This window comes from Ruegeria sp. AF2 (assembly GCF_056542025.1).
Genome location: NZ_JBQFZC010000001.1, coordinates 391,077 through 411,024 on the forward strand (window position 1 = coordinate 391,077; position 19,948 = coordinate 411,024).

General features: G+C 53.5%; 26 protein-coding genes and 1 pseudogene. 18 read left to right on the forward strand and 9 right to left on the reverse strand.

Annotated features, from left to right (window positions below; genetic code table 11):
• The first annotated feature begins 47 nt into the window (after window positions 1–47).
• Window positions 48–989 carry a LysR family transcriptional regulator gene (locus tag ACR0NM_RS01900; protein WP_480612954.1) on the forward strand — a complete coding sequence of 314 codons (942 nt, stop codon included), beginning with the start codon at window positions 48–50 and terminating at the stop codon, window positions 987–989.
• A 292-nt stretch (window positions 990–1,281) separates the two neighbouring features.
• On the opposite strand, the gene ACR0NM_RS01905 is transcribed toward ACR0NM_RS01900, so the two are convergent.
• Window positions 1,282–3,039 carry an adenylate/guanylate cyclase domain-containing protein gene (locus ACR0NM_RS01905; RefSeq protein WP_480612956.1) on the reverse strand — a complete coding sequence of 586 codons (1,758 nt, stop codon included), beginning with the start codon at window positions 3,037–3,039 and terminating at the stop codon, window positions 1,282–1,284.
• Window positions 3,040–3,581: 542 nt separating this feature from the next.
• Window positions 3,582–3,896, reverse strand: a complete 315-nt coding sequence (locus ACR0NM_RS01910; RefSeq protein ID WP_480612958.1) for a helix-turn-helix domain-containing protein — start codon at window positions 3,894–3,896, stop codon at window positions 3,582–3,584.
• Window positions 3,897–4,160: 264 nt separating this feature from the next.
• Between ACR0NM_RS01910 and ACR0NM_RS01915 the strand changes: the two genes are divergently transcribed.
• From ACR0NM_RS01915 to ACR0NM_RS01930, 4 genes are all read left to right on the forward strand, one after another.
• Window positions 4,161–4,409 carry an EF-hand domain-containing protein gene (locus ACR0NM_RS01915; protein ID WP_480612960.1) on the forward strand — a complete coding sequence of 83 codons (249 nt, stop codon included), beginning with the start codon at window positions 4,161–4,163 and terminating at the stop codon, window positions 4,407–4,409.
• A 26-nt stretch (window positions 4,410–4,435) separates the two neighbouring features.
• The gene (locus ACR0NM_RS01920) at window positions 4,436–4,957 is read left to right on the forward strand and encodes a hypothetical protein (RefSeq protein ID WP_480612962.1); all 522 of its coding nucleotides are present in this window, start codon (window positions 4,436–4,438) and stop codon (window positions 4,955–4,957) included.
• A gap of 257 nt (window positions 4,958–5,214) precedes the next feature.
• On the forward strand, window positions 5,215–5,376 hold the full coding sequence (locus tag ACR0NM_RS01925; RefSeq protein WP_165590736.1) for a hypothetical protein: 162 nt from the start codon (window positions 5,215–5,217) through the stop codon (window positions 5,374–5,376).
• 158 nt (window positions 5,377–5,534) lie between these two features.
• A complete protein-coding gene (locus tag ACR0NM_RS01930; RefSeq protein ID WP_480612964.1) occupies window positions 5,535–5,696 on the forward strand; it encodes a hypothetical protein in 162 nt (53 codons plus the stop codon).
• Window positions 5,697–5,745: 49 nt separating this feature from the next.
• Here ACR0NM_RS01930 and ACR0NM_RS01935 read toward each other — a convergent pair whose 3' ends face one another.
• Window positions 5,746–6,609 (reverse strand): LysR family transcriptional regulator, encoded by an 864-nt coding sequence (locus tag ACR0NM_RS01935; RefSeq protein WP_480612966.1) that lies wholly within the window; start codon window positions 6,607–6,609, stop codon window positions 5,746–5,748.
• A 295-nt stretch (window positions 6,610–6,904) separates the two neighbouring features.
• Here ACR0NM_RS01935 and ACR0NM_RS01940 point away from each other — a divergent pair, with 295 nt between their 5' ends.
• The 4 genes and pseudogenes from ACR0NM_RS01940 to groEL all read left to right on the forward strand — a co-directional run.
• Entirely contained in the window at window positions 6,905–7,153 is a 249-nt protein-coding gene (locus ACR0NM_RS01940; protein ID WP_480612968.1) for an EF-hand domain-containing protein, read from the forward strand.
• A 37-nt stretch (window positions 7,154–7,190) separates the two neighbouring features.
• The gene (locus ACR0NM_RS01945; protein ID WP_480613899.1) at window positions 7,191–7,622 is read left to right on the forward strand and encodes an SPW repeat protein; all 432 of its coding nucleotides are present in this window, start codon (window positions 7,191–7,193) and stop codon (window positions 7,620–7,622) included.
• A complete protein-coding gene (locus ACR0NM_RS01950) occupies window positions 7,623–8,501 on the forward strand; it encodes a LysR family transcriptional regulator (protein WP_480612970.1) in 879 nt (292 codons plus the stop codon).
• Window positions 8,502–8,515: 14 nt separating this feature from the next.
• Window positions 8,516–8,745 (forward strand): annotated as a pseudogene (groEL, locus tag ACR0NM_RS01955) (chaperonin GroEL); the annotation flags it as partial.
• A gap of 44 nt (window positions 8,746–8,789) precedes the next feature.
• Here the strand turns inward: groEL and ACR0NM_RS01960 are convergent.
• Window positions 8,790–8,888, reverse strand: a complete 99-nt coding sequence (locus ACR0NM_RS01960) for a LysR family transcriptional regulator (protein ID WP_480613901.1) — start codon at window positions 8,886–8,888, stop codon at window positions 8,790–8,792.
• A 293-nt stretch (window positions 8,889–9,181) separates the two neighbouring features.
• Here ACR0NM_RS01960 and ACR0NM_RS01965 point away from each other — a divergent pair, with 293 nt between their 5' ends.
• Window positions 9,182–9,430, forward strand: coding sequence for an EF-hand domain-containing protein (locus ACR0NM_RS01965; protein ID WP_480612972.1), 249 nt, complete (start codon window positions 9,182–9,184; stop codon window positions 9,428–9,430).
• Window positions 9,431–9,448: 18 nt separating this feature from the next.
• Window positions 9,449–9,814 (forward strand): hypothetical protein, encoded by a 366-nt coding sequence (locus ACR0NM_RS01970; RefSeq protein WP_480612974.1) that lies wholly within the window; start codon window positions 9,449–9,451, stop codon window positions 9,812–9,814.
• A 55-nt stretch (window positions 9,815–9,869) separates the two neighbouring features.
• Here the strand turns inward: ACR0NM_RS01970 and ACR0NM_RS01975 are convergent, their stop codons facing one another.
• A complete protein-coding gene (locus tag ACR0NM_RS01975; protein WP_480612976.1) occupies window positions 9,870–10,043 on the reverse strand; it encodes a hypothetical protein in 174 nt (57 codons plus the stop codon).
• Between ACR0NM_RS01975 and ACR0NM_RS01980 the strand changes: the two genes are divergently transcribed.
• From ACR0NM_RS01980 to ACR0NM_RS02005, 6 genes are all read left to right on the forward strand, one after another.
• Window positions 10,033–11,397, forward strand: coding sequence for a magnesium transporter (locus ACR0NM_RS01980; RefSeq protein WP_480612978.1), 1,365 nt, complete (start codon window positions 10,033–10,035; stop codon window positions 11,395–11,397). The genes ACR0NM_RS01975 and ACR0NM_RS01980 overlap by 11 nt on opposite strands.
• Window positions 11,398–11,614: 217 nt before the next feature.
• Window positions 11,615–12,166, forward strand: coding sequence for a 2OG-Fe(II) oxygenase (locus ACR0NM_RS01985; protein WP_480612980.1), 552 nt, complete (start codon window positions 11,615–11,617; stop codon window positions 12,164–12,166).
• Window positions 12,167–12,463: 297 nt separating this feature from the next.
• Window positions 12,464–12,775 (forward strand): co-chaperone GroES, encoded by a 312-nt coding sequence (gene groES / locus ACR0NM_RS01990; protein WP_480468804.1) that lies wholly within the window; start codon window positions 12,464–12,466, stop codon window positions 12,773–12,775.
• 51 nt (window positions 12,776–12,826) lie between these two features.
• Window positions 12,827–14,470 carry a chaperonin GroEL gene (gene groL, locus ACR0NM_RS01995; RefSeq protein ID WP_480612982.1) on the forward strand — a complete coding sequence of 548 codons (1,644 nt, stop codon included), beginning with the start codon at window positions 12,827–12,829 and terminating at the stop codon, window positions 14,468–14,470.
• A gap of 539 nt (window positions 14,471–15,009) precedes the next feature.
• Window positions 15,010–15,303, forward strand: a complete 294-nt coding sequence (locus tag ACR0NM_RS02000; protein WP_480612984.1) for a hypothetical protein — start codon at window positions 15,010–15,012, stop codon at window positions 15,301–15,303.
• Window positions 15,304–15,342: 39 nt separating this feature from the next.
• Window positions 15,343–15,729: a DUF805 domain-containing protein gene (locus ACR0NM_RS02005; RefSeq protein WP_170567776.1), complete on the forward strand. Its 387-nt coding sequence runs from the start codon at window positions 15,343–15,345 to the stop codon at window positions 15,727–15,729.
• Between the two features lie 281 nt (window positions 15,730–16,010).
• Here ACR0NM_RS02005 and ACR0NM_RS02010 read toward each other — a convergent pair whose 3' ends face one another.
• Genes ACR0NM_RS02010 through ACR0NM_RS02020 form a run of 3 tightly spaced genes read right to left on the reverse strand, consistent with a single transcriptional unit; the run spans window position 16,011 to window position 17,974 of the window.
• Window positions 16,011–16,313 carry an antibiotic biosynthesis monooxygenase family protein gene (locus ACR0NM_RS02010; RefSeq protein ID WP_480543496.1) on the reverse strand — a complete coding sequence of 101 codons (303 nt, stop codon included), beginning with the start codon at window positions 16,311–16,313 and terminating at the stop codon, window positions 16,011–16,013.
• 60 nt (window positions 16,314–16,373) lie between these two features.
• Window positions 16,374–17,144: a nuclear transport factor 2 family protein gene (locus ACR0NM_RS02015; protein ID WP_480612986.1), complete on the reverse strand. Its 771-nt coding sequence runs from the start codon at window positions 17,142–17,144 to the stop codon at window positions 16,374–16,376.
• A 35-nt stretch (window positions 17,145–17,179) separates the two neighbouring features.
• Window positions 17,180–17,974, reverse strand: a complete 795-nt coding sequence (locus ACR0NM_RS02020; RefSeq protein ID WP_480612988.1) for a VOC family protein — start codon at window positions 17,972–17,974, stop codon at window positions 17,180–17,182.
• 104 nt (window positions 17,975–18,078) lie between these two features.
• Between ACR0NM_RS02020 and ACR0NM_RS02025 the strand changes: the two genes are divergently transcribed.
• On the forward strand, window positions 18,079–18,960 hold the full coding sequence (locus ACR0NM_RS02025; protein WP_170660762.1) for a LysR family transcriptional regulator: 882 nt from the start codon (window positions 18,079–18,081) through the stop codon (window positions 18,958–18,960).
• A gap of 459 nt (window positions 18,961–19,419) precedes the next feature.
• Here the strand turns inward: ACR0NM_RS02025 and ACR0NM_RS02030 are convergent, their stop codons facing one another.
• The gene (locus tag ACR0NM_RS02030) at window positions 19,420–19,941 is read right to left on the reverse strand and encodes a hypothetical protein (RefSeq protein ID WP_170660761.1); all 522 of its coding nucleotides are present in this window, start codon (window positions 19,939–19,941) and stop codon (window positions 19,420–19,422) included.
• Window positions 19,942–19,948: the final 7 nt, after the last annotated feature.

Sequence of the window (19,948 nt, forward strand, 5' to 3'; positions counted from 1 at the left end):
GATTGAGAGTTTCTCGTCGCAACAGAGCTTTACCATGATTTCATATTGTGAAAATTAAAACACAAAACCTGAAACAATCAGACCGTATGATGAACGAAAACGCTTTGACCGCCTTTCTCGCATTGGCTGAAACCGGCAGTTTCCAAAACGCCGCTCGTGCGATGGGTGTCTCCAACGCGTCGTTGTCTCGCTATGTCGGGCAGGCTGAGGACCACACGGGACTTGTTTTGTTCCATCGCAGCCGAAACAGCAGCTCGTTGACACGCGCGGGGCAGGAGTTCTTGCCAATCGCACAGGCGTTGCGTGAAGACCTGGACCGCTATGCGACCCGTGTTTCTGGATTGCGCGAAACCGGGCCGGGCACTTTGCTGATCGGTTGCGGGCCGCTCACCACAAGAACTTTGATCCTGCCCGTCTTGGGAGCCGTCCGAAGGACAATGCCTGATCTGCGCTTCCGAATTCTGGTGAGTGCCTACGCGCGCCCGCTCGATTTGTTGCAGGCAGGAGAGTTCGACGTATTCCTCGGTGATCTGACCTACACACCCGAAGCAGAAGATGTAGAGATCATGGTGATGGAGAAGCAATCCATTCAGTTCGTTGCTCATCGAGATCATGAGATTCACCAGCGCGGCCCGCAAACCATGGCAGGCATATTCGATTTTCCCTTTGCATCACCCCATCTCCACAAACATTGGAAAGCCGCTTTGACAAAAGCACTTGGTGGCGGTGCCGAGGCTGTCGAAAAGGTCAATGTGCAGCCGCATATCGAATGCGACGACTACAACCTCCTGACTGGACTGCTGGCAGAGCCTGAATTTATCGTTGGAGGGATGCCGGACACATTCGCAGAGCTGATCCGTGCAAAGACCGCAAAACCCGTGTCGATGAAACAGAACCTTACATGGAACATTTGCGCAGCGCGCAAGTCGCAGAACACGTCTGCCGCGGTTGAATTGGTTTGGAATGAACTTGCCAAGTATCGGGCGTGATCGGTGGCGGGAGGCACAGGGAGATCTGTAACTGAAACATTATCTGGTCCATATTAGGTCGTTTTCTTAGGCCCGGTAGATTTGCCGAAGTTCCGCTTAGGTACCGAGAGCAGCTTTTGAATGAAAATGACCAACGGCGGCAAAGTCCGCTTGTCGGCAATGGCAAAGCTTAGTCTGGAATGTCTACTTCGGGCCGACAGCTAACTTGGTCGATATTGTGCATGATCCGAATTTCCTCTTTACGTGTGAAAGCGCTTCGCCAACTCGTGGCGGCCGAAGCGATACTGCGGCGCTACTCTGGTAGACCGGCCTTTAGCATAGCATCCGCCCAGAACCTGCGCAGTTCGTCAGTCTTGTAGACCATATGGCCAGTATAGGTTTGCACTGAAAATTGAGGATCGATTGAAAGAACTGCGTCTACTGCTTTCGTAGCATTTTCGGTGTCATCAAGATCAGCGTGGATCGCTGCCAAACGGATTTGGCACAACAAGGTGCCAGGCAGGCGGGTTTCCAAGTGCCGGTAAACTGTTCTTGCTTGCTCCAGCTGACCTAACCCGCGATAGGCATCCCCCAAATGGCTGAAATACCAGTCCGGGCTGTAGGGCGACAGCCGAATGGCCTTTCGCATGCTGTTCAGGCTTTCCTCAAATTCACCACAACTATTGTAAGCAATTGCCAGCATGGCATGAGAAATCGAGACGCTGGGTTGCCGTTCGATAGCTTCTTTGCAGAAGGCTTTGGCTTCATCAAAACGAGATTCATTTGTGAAAATATACCCTTGTAGAGCATAGACATCTGCCGGGACATTTTTCATCGGTAACAATGCGTCGCAGATGGACTGGGCCTCGTCAGTTGACGCCTTCGGATCTTGATGAAACCCAAGGCGGGCACCGACTTGCAACGCCCAGCCGAGGCCCGTTCTGAATGATGAGTTCTCGGGGTCAAGCTCAACTGCTTTCCGGTAGAGCTGAATCGCGGAGAGATTCCCTTCTTTTGTAAATTTGTATTGTTCACTGATGCCACGCATCATCAAATCCCACGCCTCAAAGTCAGGCGCTTGATCAGCCCAAAGCCTGAGCTCTTGTCCATGAGTAAGGTTGACCGCCAATGAGATGGAAATCTCGCGTGTGATTTCATCTTGAACGGTAAAAATGTCTTCAATCTGACGGTCATACCGGTCGGCCCACAAATGCGACCCGGTTTGACACTCAATAAGCTGCCCAGTGATGCGAATCCGCTGCCCCGCCTTTCGAACACTCCCTTCAAGGACGAAACGAACACCTAACTCCCGTCCAACCTGTCTTACGTCGACAGACCTTCCTTTGTAGGCGAATGTCGAATTTCGCGCCATCACGATGAGGCCATTTATATGCGACAGCGCGGTTATGATGTCTTCGGTAATTCCGTCCGCGAAGTATTCCTGCTCTGGGTCGCCTGACATGTTTTGAAATGGCAGGACAGCGATTGAAGGTTGGTCCGGCAGCTCCAACTGCTCACCCGTTAGAACTTCGTAGAACTCGGGTGACAGGCGCGCCGGGTCGAGATCGATGCTGTAGGCGCCAATCTTATGCTCAATGTTTTTTAGATCTTGCTCACCCAAATCCTTGAAGCTGCCGGACACCTTTCCTTTGATCTGACGGTATACATCCTCGGAAATGCAGACGCTTCCTGGTTCTGCGATTGCCTCCAATCTTGCGGCTACGTTGACGCCTTCGCCAAAAACATCTGAACCTTCAGAAATCACATCCCCCAGATGAATACCGAAACGCAATTGAATGCGTTGCGCGCGGGGCACGTCAGATTCTCGGTCCTGCATTGCTCGTTGAATGGCAATAGCGCACTCTGCCGCGTCGACCACACTGGTGAATTCAGCCAACAAACCATCGCCCATCAACTTGACAATTCGCCCTCTGGACTCGCGTATTTGGGGTTGAACCAATTCAGAAAGTAAAAGGTTTAGGCGTAGTAACGTGTTTTCTTCATCACGGCCCATGAGGCGTGAGAAGCCAACAACATCGGCTGCCAAAATCGCTACAAGTTTCCGCTTCAATGTCAGCCCCCCGCAAAAGTTACGTTAGAGGCAACGACCCGTAAGGTCTACATTTGTGCCCCGTTGAACGTTTGCTGTTCCATCGCGTAGGTCTTTGTCAGTTTCTTAAATCGGCTACCAAGGTTCATTACATCGTGAATTCAACTTTAGCGATCCAAAACCAAAGACCGCTTTGTATGGGTTCCTGCACTCCGGAGCAGAGATGCGAATAGCAGCAAAGTCCGCACAGTGGACATTCAAGCAAGTTGCAGCAAACGACCGGTATGCGGACTTTGCTGTCATTCGATCTGTGGCTTTCGCTGACGCAGCATCGTCTCGCAGGAGCAGCACTGAATTAGTTTTGTCACAGCAAGCCTCGCCACAGCGACCGTTCAAACCGCGTACAACGACCATGATCGAGAACGTACCTTCGCCACGTGGCCAGTTATGCGAACGACGTGGGACTTTGCCGCCATCGTCCCTGCGGGTATTGGCTGGCGCAGTACTTGCTCGCGTGTGCAACACCTTAGTTTGGGCTTCCCGAAGCGTCGGGAGCGCATCGATCAGCAGCTTGTGCCACAAACTCGGTACGGCACCGATTTCCAACGACATGTCACAGGCGACCGGCAGAGAGACATTGAGCCGTGCTTGAGACCAGGTTCGCACCAACGCCCGGGTGTGCGAAGAAACTGGCTTCCTGCGGGCGTTAACTTTGCTCCGCTCTTCCCGCATTCGAAGACAGGCTGACCTAGCTGATATTCCATAGGACGAACGCGAATGCTGACCGTTGCTTGTGTGATGTGCACAATTTCAGCGGCACCAAAGAAGCTGCCGGTCTCAACCTCCCTGAGGGTTGTTCGTGCAAATTTAATGTCCATACTTACCTATTTGTAATTCCGATATCACCGTCAATATAAATTTGTTTTTCAAATCATTCGATTGACCCCATATTGTCTGTGTAGCGGTCAGGAGCAGTCACATGTTCGGAACACGATCCATGATATTGTGAGAAGTGTCGCACCCGATCTCTCGTGACGCCGACGCCTGAGTGAGGAGTTTTCACGGTCCCGCTCTTGGGCCGCTACATCAGGAATGAAGATTTCAACCTGGGATCCCTTGGATGCCCATTCATGGAGAAAAACATGAGCCGCGTATCAATAGGTGCACTTCTCGCGATGCTGATGATGACATCGGCTTTTGCAATGCCCGCCGAAATCGATACCGATGGTGATGGAATGGCGTCTTTTGCCGAAATCCAGGCGTTTTATCCTGAAGTGACAGAAGAACTATTCGGAGAGATCGACCTTGATGACGACGGATACGTCAATGATGAAGAATTCCTGGAAGCGGTCGGAGAAGAACTCATCCCTGATCCGGTAACTGACGCGTAGCCAGGAGGTCGCAGAGTGTTTGACACATGTCTAACAGCACACGGATCAAAAGACTGTTCTTAGCTGCAGCAGGCTTCTCGCTGCTCCTGTCCCCCTTCGTCATGCTCAGCCAGGCCAGCCCGTCCGCTGGAACCTCGGCCCTGGTAGTTCTTGTTTCGATGTCCATAGGTTTTCAGGCGTTGGTGACAGCAGTATTGAATTCGCAACATTATTGCTGGGTTCGTGGCGCTTTGGGAATTGCATTGGGAATTGCAATACTGGGAGGTACGTCGGCGCTCGGCGACGCCGAACAGTACACGGTCGCACTAAGTGCTAGCATCGCAGGGGTTACTATCATCTCAATCGCAGTTGCCGAGTGTTTTGGTAACAGTCAAAACGGCCGCTCCCAGGCAGGTGAAGGGCGGGAAATTGCCCTGTATTCATTGCGCTACTGGCACCGGCTGGGTGAGCCACGGAAGGCTCCAGAGACGATCTTAGCCTTCAGGTCAAGCTGTCAGAGGTCAGGTAAGCCGACAAAATCGATCCACCCTGTGACGATCAGCGGTTGACGTACTGGTAACTGGTGCTTTGCCGTCAAGAGACCTCGTAAGAAAACCACGCCGACAGGTTCACCGAGATCGTTAACTATGTATCGGGAACTTTATTTCACCCCGTCAACTTAGGAGCCAGATGTCCGAAAAAGACTGCGTCCAAGGAGTATGTATTGACAAAACGAATATCAACGCGCAGATAAATTCGCTTTTCAGAATTCCGTGGCGCGCGTAGCTTTGAGCAATGATGCAATCGTTGGTCTGAGGAATCAGAGATGGCCAAGCAGAAACCCGTAGATAAGTATTTCCGCGACCAGGATCGCAGCCCAACGAGCATCTTGTCTCGCTTGAAGTCAAAAAAACAGATGCGCAAGTTTGCCAAGAAACACGCCAAAACCTGGCGTGAAGATTTTTACGGTTCACCCGCCCAGAACTAGCTTTCCGGCTACTACTTGAGTCCAACAGGGGGCATGAAGCCTGCATGCCGCTAAAAAGCGCATGCAGGCATCTTTTGCTGCATTATCCGAAAATTTGGCTTCAGCGATAGAAACACTCACATACTAAACGTCCTTGAAACACCATAGGAGACATTGCAATGACAACACTCACCATGAAAGACAGACGTCTTTGGATCGCGGGTGTCGCGGCGACCGTTGTTCTTGTTGTTGCCGCCGCGTACTTCGGCGGCTACTTCGTCGACGGCGCGACTGACGCTGTGATACCGACCAGTCCTGAGGTTTCATCACCGGAGGGATGATCTACTAGCATTGTGATCGGATGCGCTGATGCAGTACATGTCAGCGCATTCACTTTTCAACGACCGGCAAGGATCGTGCGAATTCCCTAAGATAGCTGGCCGCCTGGCCTGGAAAGCTGTCGCTTTGTTCTTTGTTAAATACTGCATGTGCTGCGTAGGCAAACCGAGGCGCATTATCTACCAACCACAATGATCCGTCCTTGATGCCTGTTTCAACAATTCGGCGCGGAAAGTAGCCCGACGCAGGAGTGGACATCAGGTATTGTAGTCCAAGTGTTCCGATCTCCAGATGTAATCCCGGCGTAATAAGATCAGGGAAGTTCAGCAGGTGATCCGCCCGAAATTCGGGACCCCAATCAATAAAGATATAACGTCCACCGAGCGGATCTTCGAAATTTTCCATGTCACTGCTGACGAGGACAAACTCGTCTTCAAAGAGTTGCAGTGCAACAAGCCCAATCGTATTTCTGGGACGGTACATGACTGCGAGGTCTAGAATACCATCTTCGACTTGCTGGTTCAGATCGACTGCGTTGGCCCAGGACGCTTTGACGGCCACGTTTGGCAGCGTGTTCTCCAAGCCTGGCATAGCTGTGGTCAAAAACCCATCCCACAGGCTGGGGAATGCACCGATTTCAAGTGAGGCATAGAGTTCGGCAGGCAATGCGGCATCCAGCTTTGCCTGCATCCACGTTCGAACAAGCGTGACTGCATGCCGCTGAAAATGCACTCCGGCTGGCGTCAAAGTTGCCCCTGTCTTGCTCCGTTCAAAGACGGGGTGCCCAAGCTGTTGTTCAAGGGTTCTGATACGCATGCTTACCGTCGATTGGGTAACGTGCACCTTATCTGAGGCTTCGAGAAAGCTACCGGTTTCGACGACAGCAAGAAAGGTTCGGGCGAGTTCGATATCCATACGGCACCTATTTGCATCTACGATAATATCGTCATGTTAAATTCGTTATTCAAGTATGAACGAATGTGAGAATTTGATCCTGCGAGCGACTCTCGCTCGCTGTGATCAGGAGCATTTCACATGAAATCGACATCCAAACCCAAGCCCAAACCCGCGTCGAAACCGGAGTCCAAGGACAAACCAACGGTCGGCGCTGCCAAAGCCGGACACAACTCGGATCGCTAAGCGCATCCGAGATCGCCCCAAAAACAACAAGGGCTGCTTGAGGGCAGCCCAATCGAGAAAGGAGAATACAATGAATTGCTTTTTCTACGCTATTTTCCTCGCTTCTATTCTTGCCACAACGGCTGGCGCAATGACCGCCGATGTTGACACGGATGGCGACGGCTTCGCGTCGATGGCGGAACTTCAGGTGGTCTACCCTGACCTGACAGAAGAGGTGTTTCAGGAAATCGACACTGATGGTGACGGTCTCGTCAATGACGAAGAGATGCTCGTTGCCATCGATGCCGAATTGATCGCTGACCGCGACGACGACACATAAAGCCGACCGGTGAACGCTTGCCATGTAAACATTTGATCTGTTCCGATGGCTCGATACCACATTTGGGCTCTGGTTGATCCTGTCCCCCTTTTTGATGTTCAACCAGCCCTCCCTGTTTCGAGGTGTGGTAACCAATGAAGCGGTGACCTTGATGGCATTCGGCCTGCTTGCCCATTTTATCGCGGGTGCCAGCTACAAGAAGCACCGAGCAATTCAGATGGCCATAGGTGGCGTTCTCGGAGTCGGACTGATCATATCGCCCTGGTTGTTCTGGTTTTCCAGTAACGCCTCGGCGGCATGGCACACCGGACTGATCGGTCTTGGTGTTTTGGTGACAACTCTGTTTGCACTGGTGAATTGCACTGGTGAAGTCTCAAACCGAGTTGAGTTCTTAGTAAGTTTGTTACCGAGGGGTGGGAAACCGCCCCTCACTCCTTTGGACCATTCCGGAACGCATGGAAGTAGCTAGATGGATATTAAGTTTGCACGAGCATTTGTCGCGATTGTCGAAACCGGCAGTTTCCGAAAGGCCGCGGCAAGACTGAGCCTGGAGGAAGCGACGGTGCGCGATCAAATCGCAGCTATGGAGCGTCTGTTGGGCAAGCAGGTTTTCAAGGAAAACGGATCTGCCCCAAATCTGACGTCAGCTGGTCGGCATTTCCTGCCGCATGCTAGGGCGTTGATACGCACCTGGACAAAGGCAAAACTGGAAGTTGCGTTGCCAGAAGACATCGAAGTTGCGCTGGAGATTGGAACGACCTCCTATCTATGGGAGCATCTGCTCTTGCCTTCCTTCTTCAGGATCAGAAAAGAGCTACCAAAGATTGTGATCAAGACAATCATCGGCACTCCGGAAACGCTTGCCCAACAGTTCAAATTTGGAAGCCTGGATGCTGTCATTACGCATGATGCATCGCTCTTTGATGTGGGTGAACGTGCACATCTGTTTCGTGATGAATATGTCTTGGTGGGTCATGACAAGAAGCAGTCATCGCCAGACAATTCCTATGTGTTCCTCGACTGGGGTCCGCAGTTCAGGGCCGAGCATCTTCTGTACTTTCCACATCTTGTGACACCGAACCTGCAGTTGGATGCTAGCCCGGCCGTTGTCGATTATGTGGAGGACGTTGGAGCCAGTGGCTATTTCCCGCATCGTTTGATCTGCGAAGACCTGTCAGATTTGGTGTTCGATGTTGTCACAGACGCACCACGCATTCCCTATTCCGCCTACGCAATTTTTGATCGCGAGATGAGCCAGAATGTGATGGCCGTTCTGAAAGCGATCCTAACCGAGACGTCCAACCCTGCAGTGACAGCAATCCAACGCAAGATGATACTCGTTCATTAGGGTGCTGACGATGGTCAGCCACTGTTCTGGCACAAGCCATCGTCAAAGAGGGCATGAACCCCATGGGTATCAAACGCGGGATCGACAAGGTCGTCGCGGCTGTTGTGACCGAAGTGAAATCGATGTCTCCCCCGTTGGTGACACAACCGAGATCGCAAAAGTCGGCACAATCTCTGCCAATGGTGAGGCTGCAATTGGTCAGCAGATTTCTGATGCGATGCGGGAATGCCGTCCTGCAGGCGTGAGTGTCGCGCCAGATTTTACACGCTCGAACACAAGCTGACCAAGCTACTGCTCAAGCGTTCGAATACGCATGCTTACCGTAGACTGGGTGACGTGCACCTTGTTCGCAGCGTCGAGAAAAGTACCCGTTTCAACAATGGCCAGGAAGTGTGGGCAAGTTCAATGTCCATGGATCACTTATTTAAGTATCCGATATTATCCGCGAGAAAAATTCGTTATTCAACACGATTGGTGCGTGCCATATTTGTCATGTAGCGCGAAAGTGTCCCCACCAGGTCGGAACGCATTTCAACCGTTCTCATATTGTAGTGGAGGTCCCGATCTGCGGAGCCGTTGCAATCTGGGTGCCAGAGAAACCCAACCGACGCCCACGCGCTACACCAACCCCAAACTGGGCACGCCATGAAAGGCAGCCCATATTCTCATGGAGAAGAAAAATGAGTCGGGTTTCTATTGTTGCTCTGCTCTCTTCGGTGTTTGCCCTTCCGGCATTCGCAATGCCTGCCGATCTTGATATGGACGGTGATAGCTTGGCGTCGCTGGCAGAGCTTCAGACCAAGTATCCTGAAGTCTCGGATGATCTCTTCCTGGAGATCGACGCGAATGCCGATGGTTTCATCAATGACGACGAGTGGATTGCCGCTGTCGATGCAGAGCTTCTCCCTGGTCCCGCAGGGGATCAGTAGGCAAAGGTCGTCTTGGTTATGAAGAAGCCCATCCCACCCCATAAATGGCTGCTTGCTGCGGTGGGTATCTGGTTGGTTCTTTCCCCATTTCTCCTGTTTCGTGAGGAAACTCTGTTGCAGGGTATGGCTGAATCTGAAGCTCTCGTCTTCATGGCCGCTGGCTTTGGTGCCTTGGTCATGGCTGGCGCTGGCGATCGGAGCCACCTTCTCGCACGGGTGGCTCCGGTATCGGCACTGGGGTTTGCGCTAATCGCCGCTCCTGCGGCGCTGAACTTCACCGGCCACATTGTGGCAACGGCCAATGCATGGCTATCGGGATCGGCGCTGATCGCGCTCGCTGTTTGGGAGGTAAAGGCGAGTCGCAGATTGGGTGCAATCTCGTAGACTGGCGCGGGGCGGGACGTCCGCCCCGCGTTCTTTTATGTTTTGGCGAGACCACTTAGAGGATCTCGTCCTCGTCGCACATCGGATCTCCATCAAGCTGGTTGGCGATCACGTCGACTCGCATTCCAACATCCGCGCTGGTCGTTGCCGCAATGTGAAACAGCGCGTCGCCCTCATGTACGACACCGTCAGCAAGACCCTTTACCCAAGAGACGAAGATGAGCGGCACAGACACCATTCCTGGGGATATTGAAGCGCAACTGCAGCAAGCTTTGTCAGACGGCGATGGGGCTGCACTTGCAAACCTGCTTGATCCGCTGCCCCTAAGTGAAGCCCTGCGCGAATTACTCAACCTGCCCGTGGATCTGCGGAGCGCCGCCCTGTCGTTGCTGCCATCGGAACTTGCCGCCGAACTCGTTGAAGAAGCGCCGAATGCGTTGGCGGTCGATCTGGTCGAACACATGGTGACGGAGCAGGCCGCAGAGGTCATTGAGGAACTAGCCTCGGATGTTCAGGCCGATGTCATCGGTGAGCTTGAAGGCGCGGACGCCGAGGCGATCCTGGCCCGAATGGACCCTGAAGACGCCGCGGATGTCCGGCGGCTGGTCGAGTATGACGATGATCTTGCCGGCGGTCTTATGGTCGCAGAAGCCTTCACCTTTTTCGAAACCGACACAGTGGGAAAAGTACTCCGACGGTTTGCCGACGAGGAATTCGATCTCGAACGCTACCGGGGCCAGCACCCTTATGTTCTGGATGCAAATGGTGCGCCGATCGGTGTGGTCTCGCTGCGCGGGCTGTTGTCCACCCGTCGTAGCGCCCGGCTCACCGACATCATGGTGCCTCCAATCACCGTCCCGGCGACCCTGCCACTGGAGGATCTGGAGGACCTCTTCGATGAACATCCGTTCCTGGGGCTGCCCGTTGTCGAAGCGGACGGGCATCTGGTCGGCGTCATCTCCCGCTCTGCAGTGAATGAAGCCTTACGGGAACGCGCGGAATCGGCCAGCCTGAAACGTCAGGGTGTTTTCGGTGATGAACTTCGCTCGATGCCGCTGCCACTTCGGGCGCGGCGGCGGCTTCAATGGCTTTCGACCAATATCGTCCTCAACGTCATCGCAGCCAGCGTAATCGCCGCCTATGAAGAAACGCTTGCCGCCGTGATCGCGCTCGCCGTGTTCCTGCCGATGGTATCGGACATGAGTGGCTGTTCGGGCAATCAGGCCGTCGCCGTCAGCATGCGCGAGCTTTCGCTTGGCCTCGTGCGGCCCATCGACGCCATGCGGGTGTGGACAAAGGAGGTGTCGGTCGGCGTGATCAACGGGTTCGTTCTGGGACTTCTGATCGGCGTCGTGGCATGGCTCTGGAAAGGCAACCCGTTTCTGGGACTGGTCATCGGCGGCGCGCTTGGGCTCAACACAATCATAGCTGTGTCAATCGGCGGTGTCCTGCCTTTGCTATTGAAGCGCATCGGTCAGGACCCAGCGGTCGCCAGCGGTCCCTTGCTAACGACCATTACGGATATGGCGGGATTTTTCCTCGTCCTGAGTCTGGCCACTGCAATGATGCCACTCCTGGTTTGAATGCGACGTGACACTTTGGTCGTGCGTATATTTGCTATTCTGAAATCCAGGATGAATGGCGGTTGAACGGGCACGTAGCCTTGGGGCCGCGACGCCACGAAACTATCTGCCCAAAAAAGAAAAAAGACGTCGCTTTCGAACACTTTGGTCGAAAACGGCGCAGCGACACATGCGCGTTGCCGCAATATCCAACGACAGTCTGAAAATGGTGTTCAGAATGATGGAAGTACATTCGATTCCCGGCGCTTTCACGGCGCGGGAATGCGAGCAAATTGTTGCCTCATCAAAGCTCGCCCCCGCAAATGAGGCCTTGCTGGTCGGCCAGAACAAAGATCACAACTTGCGCAAGTGCGATGTGACTTGGCTGGACGACGTCACCGGCACCGGGTGGGTAATGGCACGTCTGATAAGTCTGGTGCGCCGCTCCAACACTGATAGGTTTGACTTTGATCTGCGGGAATTCTCCGAGAGCCCTCAGGTCACCTGCTACAAAGCCTCAGATGGTGGCCATTTCGCTTGGCACTCCGATATCGGAGATAGCCCGACCGCTCGAAAACGAAAACTGACACTGGTTGTGCAACTCAGCAAACCCGGATTGTATGACGGGGGTGACCTGGAGATCATGCCAGATGCCTACGCAGTGACAGCCAGTCGATACCAGGGAAGCGCGACCGTCTTTCCGAGCTTCTTGCTACACCAGGTGACGCCGGTTGAGCAGGGCGAGCGATACTCGTTGACGGTGTGGGCGCATGGCCCGGCCTTTCGTTGAGAAGTACATGCAAGGCACCTTTTTCTGCTCTTTGCGTACGTGCCACGTGGTGCTGTTTGAACCTATCCCGGCCAGCAATCGGTCAATAATCTCGCGTCGTCCTGGGCGCTTCGTCGTCAATATTCAAACCTCCTTCAAGCTATTGAATAAAAACGCTTATATCCGTACTTTGCGAAGCCAAAAAAATATTCAATCATGTCTCTTGAAACTATTCTTTCACATCCCAAAATCCCGCTTGTTAGCACTCTTCAACAGGGAGCGCTAATAGGATGAATCGCCAAATGAGGAGAATTCAGAATGGCCTTCAAACCTCTACATGACCGTGTGCTGGTTCGTCGCGTTGAGAGCGAAGAAAAAACCGCTGGCGGCCTGCTCATTCCAGACAGCGCAAAAGAAAAGCCCAGCGAAGGCGAAGTTGTTGCAATCGGCGAGGGCGCACGCAAGGACAACGGCGAGCTGATCGCAATGGCCGTTTCCGTAGGTGACCGGATCCTGTTCGGCAAATGGTCGGGCACCGAAGTCAACATCGGCGGTGAAGAACTGCTGATCATGAAAGAAAGCGACATCATGGGGATCATCGAGGATTCTGCCGCGGCAAAAGCCGCCTGACGCCTCAGGTTCACCAGGTAACAACAAACAACATACTAAGGAGCAAGTCACATGGCTGCTAAAGACGTCAAGTTTACGACCGATGCCCGCAATCGCATGTTGCGCGGTGTAAATATTTTGGCTGATGCCGTTAAAGTGACGCTGGGCCCCAAAGGCCGCAACGTGGTTCTGGACAAATCCTTCGGCGCGCCGCGCATCACCAAGGATGGCGTAACCGTTGCCAAAGACATCGAACTGGAAGACAAGTTCGAAAACATGGGCGCGCAGATGGTGAAAGAAGTCGCCAGCCGCACCAATGACGAAGCCGGCGACGGCACCACCACTGCAACCGTTTTGGCCCAAGCCATCGTTCGCGAAGGTCTGAAGCAGGTTGCAGCGGGCCTGAACCCGATGGACCTGAAGCGCGGCATCGACCTGGCAACTGCCAAGGTTGTTGAAGGCATCAAGTCGGCTTCGCGTGAAGTCAAAGACTCGGCCGAAGTTGCTCAGGTTGGCACCATCTCAGCCAACGGCGAAGCCGAAATCGGCCAGCAGATCGCAGACGCGATGCAGAAGGTTGGCAACGAAGGCGTTATCACCGTCGAAGAAAACAAAGGTCTGGAAACCGAGACCGACGTTGTTGAAGGTATGCAGTTCGACCGTGGCTACCTGTCGCCTTACTTCGTCACCAACGCAGACAAGATGATCGCAGAACTCGACGACTGCATGATCCTGCTGCACGAAAAGAAACTGTCCTCGCTGCAGCCGATGGTTCCGCTGCTCGAGCAGGTGATCCAGTCGCAAAAGCCGCTGCTGATCATTGCTGAGGATGTTGAAGGCGAAGCGCTGGCAACTCTGGTTGTCAACAAACTGCGCGGCGGCCTGAAAATTGCTGCTGTCAAGGCACCGGGCTTCGGCGATCGCCGTAAAGCCATGCTGCAGGACATCGCAATCCTGACCGGTGGTCAGGTCATCAGCGAAGATCTGGGCATGAAGCTCGAGTCCGTCACCATGGACATGCTGGGCACCGCCAAGAAAATCGAAATCACCAAAGACGAAACCACCATCGTCGACGGTGCTGGCGAGAAAGCCGAGATCGAAGCACGTGTTGCTCAGATCCGCACTCAGATCGAAGAAACCTCGTCGGACTACGACCGTGAGAAGCTGCAAGAGCGCGTTGCCAAACTGGCAGGCGGTGTTGCCGTTATCCGCGTCGGCGGCATGACCGAAGTCGAAGTGAAAGAGCGTAAGGACCGTGTGGACGATGCTCTGAACGCAACTCGCGCTGCCGTTCAGGAAGGCGTTGTCGTCGGTGGCGGTGTTGCGCTGGTTCAGGCCGGTAAAGCACTGGACTCCTTGAAAGGTGCAAACGCCGATCAGGACGCAGGCATCAACATCGTTCGCAAAGCCATCGAAGCGCCGCTGCGCCAGATCGCTGAGAACGCAGGTGTCGACGGTGCGGTCGTTGCTGGCAAAGTTCGCGAAAGCGGCGACGCAGCGTTCGGCTTCAACGCACAGACCGAAGAATATGGCGACATGTTCTCGTTCGGCGTGATCGACCCGGCCAAAGTTGTCCGTACCGCTCTGGAAGATGCGGCATCGGTTGCTGGCCTGCTGGTCACCACCGAAGCAATGGTTGCCGACAAGCCCGCCAAAGAAGGCGCGGCACCTGGCGGCGGCATGCCCGACATGGGCGGCATGGGCGGCATGATGTAAGCTAAGTCTCAACAAGGGGGCTTCGGCCCCCTTCGTTCTTTTTGTTGGCAACGGGTTTCATCGACCAAAGTAGGCTTCCCGCACCCGCAGCGAAATTCGAGAACCTCTATAAACAACAAACGTCCTGTACACGGCCCGCTGCCTCCTGAACGAATGGCAGGTGTTTGTGCGCGTTACATTGCTAAGGTTCCATGCTGGTGCAGCAATTTTGGTGACGTTTGTGCTCGCAGTACGAAAGTGAAAAGACCGGGGAGGGCTCGCAGTCGACCTTCGCTGGTTCCCGTGCCTATGTCTGGAGGCAGCCCTAGCCGGACATTCCAAACTGAACTTTGCAAATCCCGACAAGCGGACAAAGCGGACTTTCGCCAAGCCTGTGTGAACGGCTGCTTGTTTACTCATTCTTTGCTCGTGTTGAAGCGCAATCAAAGACTTAGTTTTTGCGTGAGGGTTAGGTTTCACGCTAGGGTATCCGGTACTATCTGGGCAAGTTTTGAACTCAACCGCGATCAATTCAGTTATGTTTAAAGGAAGAGAGGCAAATGAGAACGGCAACAGGAGTCTTCATTCTCGCACTGATCGGTGTGCCTGCGGCCGCATTCGATCGTCAAACAACAGAGGCGTTGACTGCGTGTCATGATTACGTTTGGAACGTCCCACATTTTTCTAGTCTACCAAATGCCGCAATAAGTGTTTTCCCTGGTTGGGAAAACGAAAACCAGTATGTTGTTTTCTGGAATGTGTATTGGGACGACCCCAGGGTCAGACGGGCGGGAAACTGCACCATTAAGGATGGTTCCGTAGACGGTTTTGAAGACTATACTGAAATGAAATAGTTGAGTTCTTTTTGTGAGGGAGGTCGGGCATTGGGAAACATGATTGCTGCCACAGGGAAAGTTCTTTCCAATTATGCCACGTTTTCAGGGCGCGCGTCGCGACCAGAGTACTGGTGGTGGTTTCTTTCTCTTCTTCTGGTCTTAATTGTTGTTGGCATTCTGGACGCTTTGTTCATTGCGCCATTACTTGGCTTTCAGATTGGCGATGAGAATGCAGGTCAACCGCTGTCAGTTTTGGTGAGCCTCGCAGTAATTCTTCCCAACCTTGCGGTAGGTGCAAGGCGATTGCACGATACCGGCAGATCAGGATGGTGGCTGTTGATAGGTTTCGTTCCGTTGATAGGTGTTCTGGTGCTAATTTACTTTTTCGTACAGCCAAGTGACCAAGAAGCAAACGCGTTTGGCGATAAGCCGAATTGGCGATAGACATTATTACCAGATAAACTTCGGACGAACGTTGCGGCGCAGAAACTAAACCTAAGTTTTCGCGGTATATGGGTCGCGACACGATAGAACCACCATCAATGTAAGTCTTGTGTCGGCATTGGGCTCAATGCAGTCTTTAGCTGTACCAGGCTTAAATGTCCGCTCTGCGGACAGAGTTGCCGTCCGCCTGGATAGCCCGATTGTCCGGTGATGAATGCTGATGATCAAAATGCAACAAAGCACCCATGTTTCCATGGGCGCTTTGGTTAGTATGAAGGCTCTTACCGTGCCAGTTGGTAGCGCTTCATCGACATAGAAGATGCATCGATCATGCTCATAAACTTCTCAGCAGCCGGAGCAGAGGCAAAGCTGTCCATGGATGCTTGCGCTGCCTCCGCGCTTTCCCAATTGACGACAACCGCCCATTTGTCGTCTGCGAAGGCGGCTTGCCGGGAGATGAAGCCAGGCTGTTTACTGACGTACTCGTCCTCAATGGCCTTGTCGACCGGTTCGAACGCTTGAGCTGAAACACCCTCGGCAAGGTTCATTGTCACAATCTCGACTACACCAGTTTCTTGAGCCATAGCTGTGCCTCCTAGCATCATCGTGAGGGTGATCAGGAATGCTCTCATGTTCGCCCCCGATCAAAACTTGCCGTTGTCATGAGCCATTTCCGCAGGGATATCTGCGATCACGTCCCAATGCTCAACGATTTTGCCGTTTTCGACGCGGAACAGGTCATAGAAGGCCGTCGGCTTGTCGGCAAACTTACCCTCAGAGGCGGTGAAGACAAAGTTGCCCTCGGCCACAACAATGTGGACATCCGAGTAGATCATTTGGATGCCTTGCTCGGCCATGCCTGCAAGTGCCGCACCCAAACCGTCCAGGCCATCAGCAATATTGCCGTTGTGCTGGATGTAGGTCTCGGTGGACAGGAATTCCGTGATCCGGTCAACATCGCCATTCTTCAGGATGGTGTTCACAAAGTCTGTGACCAGCGCCTTGTTCTCAGCAGTCTTATCCAGATCGGTTATCTCAGTCGGACCATCGGTCTGAGTGTGTCCCGAAGGGTTTGGCGGTGTGAGCGGTATCAGGTTGTCCCAGTGTTCCGCAACCTTTCCATCCTCGACGCGGAAGACATCAAAGCCAACCAAGGTGTCTGCACCAAACGCCTGGGCGTTGTTATAGGTCGTATGCAGGACGACCATATCGCCCTCCGTGATCACCCGGTGGATGTCCACCTCGATCCCGCTTTCCTTGAGACCGGGGATAAACCCGAGGATCGGTGCGGCACCCGTGGGGACAGCAGGGTTGTGCTGAATGTAGTCATTTGCCAGCAGTTGTTCGGCGGCGGTAGCGTCGAAGTTGACGAAAATGGCGGCTACAGCATCCAATACGAGTTCTTTAGGTGTCATTGTTGTAGTCCTCTCTTGGTTTGATTTGACGACATTCACGCGGTGCAGGCTTGCGCCGAGGTGATCGTGAATTCTGTGCCCCATGGATCGACCTTGTGGCCGGGCGTGAGATTTGCGGGGTTTGCCAACAGCCCAACACTTGCGAGACCAGTGGCTCCAGCAGAGCGCGAGCCTGCTCCCTTGGATTGCCATGCGTTTGTAGCTAGGTGGTGATGATAGCCACCGGACCCGAACCAGCGGGCCGAGGGCAGCTCAAACGTCTGCACCATTCTCAGTTCGTCAGTAACGAATTTCGTTGCTTTGCTGACATCACCGACACGTAAGTGAACATGTCCAATGACTGTGCCTTGCGGTGCGCCTTGCCACTGTGTGGCATCTTCCGTTAGTGATTTCAGGTCGAGCGGGTGCGTTGTCATATGGATGGTATCGCCTTGGCGTTTCCACGCTTCGCGAGGCAGATCACGATAGATTTCGATGCCGTTTCCTTCGGGATCGTTCAGATACAGCGCCTCACTGACACCGTGGTGGGATACGCCATCCAGGCGAACACCGCGCTCATCCGCGTAGACCAGCCATGCGCCGAGGTCTTGTTTGGACGGCAACAGAAATGCGGTGTGAAACAGCCCCGCCTCTTTAGGAAAGGGTCTAGCGTTTCGGTCCTGGCGCAACTCGATCAGCGTTCCGGCTTCGGTGCCGAGGAAGGCGCTTTCACCGTTGCGTTCGATCAGGCCGAGGCCAATCACGTCTTCATAGAAGGTGGCGGTCTTATCCAGATCGCGCACCGTCAGGGCGACCTGACCTATTGAGATGGGGGCGTCTGACGTTGCCATGTTCTTTTCTCCTGCGATTCAGCTTGAGAGGAACTTAGCGATGGTCTTTTCTCCATGAAATGGCGATAAGAGCGAGTGTGTATCGCGCAAATGGAGACAATGCTATGGACCGGATCGACGGGATGCAGAGCTTCGTGGCTGTTGTGGAATCCGGTTCTTTTGCCGCCGCCGGACAACGGCTTGGCATTTCAAACAAGCTGGTCAGCAAACGTGTGGCCCAGCTCGAAAACATGGTTGGGCTGAATCTTCTCCATCGCACCACCAGGTCTATGTCGTTGACCCACGAGGGGGAGCGATATCTGGAAGGAGCGCGACGGGTGCTGGCTGAATTGGAGCAGTTGGAGACTGAGTTTGACGCTTCAGAGGGCTTGAAGGGCATCGTTCGTGTGGCGGCGCCCCTTACCTATGGCGACACGGCGGTGGCTAAAGCAGCAAGCCGTTTCGTAGAGCAACACCCGGACGTCACAGTCGAATTGGACTTGTCGGATCATTATGCTGATCTGGCCAAGGGCGGTTTCGATATCGCAATACGGATCGGCGCGCTCAGTGACTCCAGTTTGGTCGTTCGCAAGCTCGGTGAAACGCATATGAAAGTCGTCGCGACTCCTTGCTACCTTGAAGAACATGGTGCGCCTTCACATCCTGCGGAACTCTCGGACCACATTTGCATTCGAGATGCGAACAACCCCGATCCAAACCGCTGGCCATTCCAGATCGAAGGGCAAACCGTGCAGGTGCCTGTCTCTGGCCCATTTCTGGCAAACAGTCCTCCCGCCTGCCTCGTACCGACGCGTGCCGGGAGCGGCATCTTCATATGCCCAGATGTGTTTTTGGGGGACGACCTTGAAACCGGACGTCTTGTGCAACTCTTTCCGGAGTTCCATTCCCGCACTTTGCCGATCCAAAGCGTGCAGTTACCTTCGGCCTTTCGAAAGCCGCGTGTAAGGGCCTTTGTGGAGTTTATGCGTGAAGAGGTTCGGGCGTAGGTCGGCTCGAAAGTGGCCATTCGTGCAGTGTGCAGCATTTGGTAGGTATGGGCTCAAGTCAGTCATCTGAGTCGTTAAGTCAGATGACGGCTTAGGAACGGATAGCAGTCATTGTTGGTGGTCATTCCGAGAAATTTCGCCTGAACGTCTGCATTGAACGGCGCTGGACGTTCTTTGAAATCTGCTGAACGGCAGAGTTTCGGTCAAAGCAGACACGGGAAATAACAGACCGCGTTGCCTCGTTTGAATATCGCACTCGATCTGGCCACTCACTCGGATAAACCAAAATTCGTTGCTTTCTAGACAACGCCCGCACCAGTTTCGGCGGGCTAACCAAAACCTTGATGCTTGAGGCGAAGAGACAAAAAATGACGAATAAATGACCCCGCAAACTGCGGGGCCACAAAGGGTTTGACGAAAAGGCGACTCAACTTTTTTGAGGTTGAGCAACGGCCTAAGTTAGCTTGCAAGTGCAAGGTTGCATTTGCGCCCTTCTTCCATAGCCTTCTTTGTACCGGTTAGGTCCACAATGAAATTTGCGGACTTCTTTGGAAATGCGATCAAAGTCTGTCCTTCGGCCACGGCAGTCGCCATGTTTGCGTCCTTTACAACGATATAGCCACCAGAGTAGTCATCCGCTAGCTTCTTGCTTTTTATGCCTTTTGCGCGACCTTCATACACGAAGTCGTCAATTGCTATTTCTATTTTTTGACGGTTTTTGATGTCTATGTCAGCTTGCGTGAATACTCCCAAGTAACCGTGTTTTTGGTTTTTGGTTAGACCCATTTGCATGACGTTCCCGCTCTCGAAGACTTTTTCTATCAGGCATGTACCAGAGTCGTTGTCAGCATAAACCGTCCAGCCTTCAACCTCACTGTAAATCTCGAAGTTGTCGCTACTTGCCGGAACTGGGTCTTTGGCAGCGGCAACAGTTGCATAAGCGGAGATTGCCACGGCGGCAAAAATGGCAGCATATTTCATGTATTCC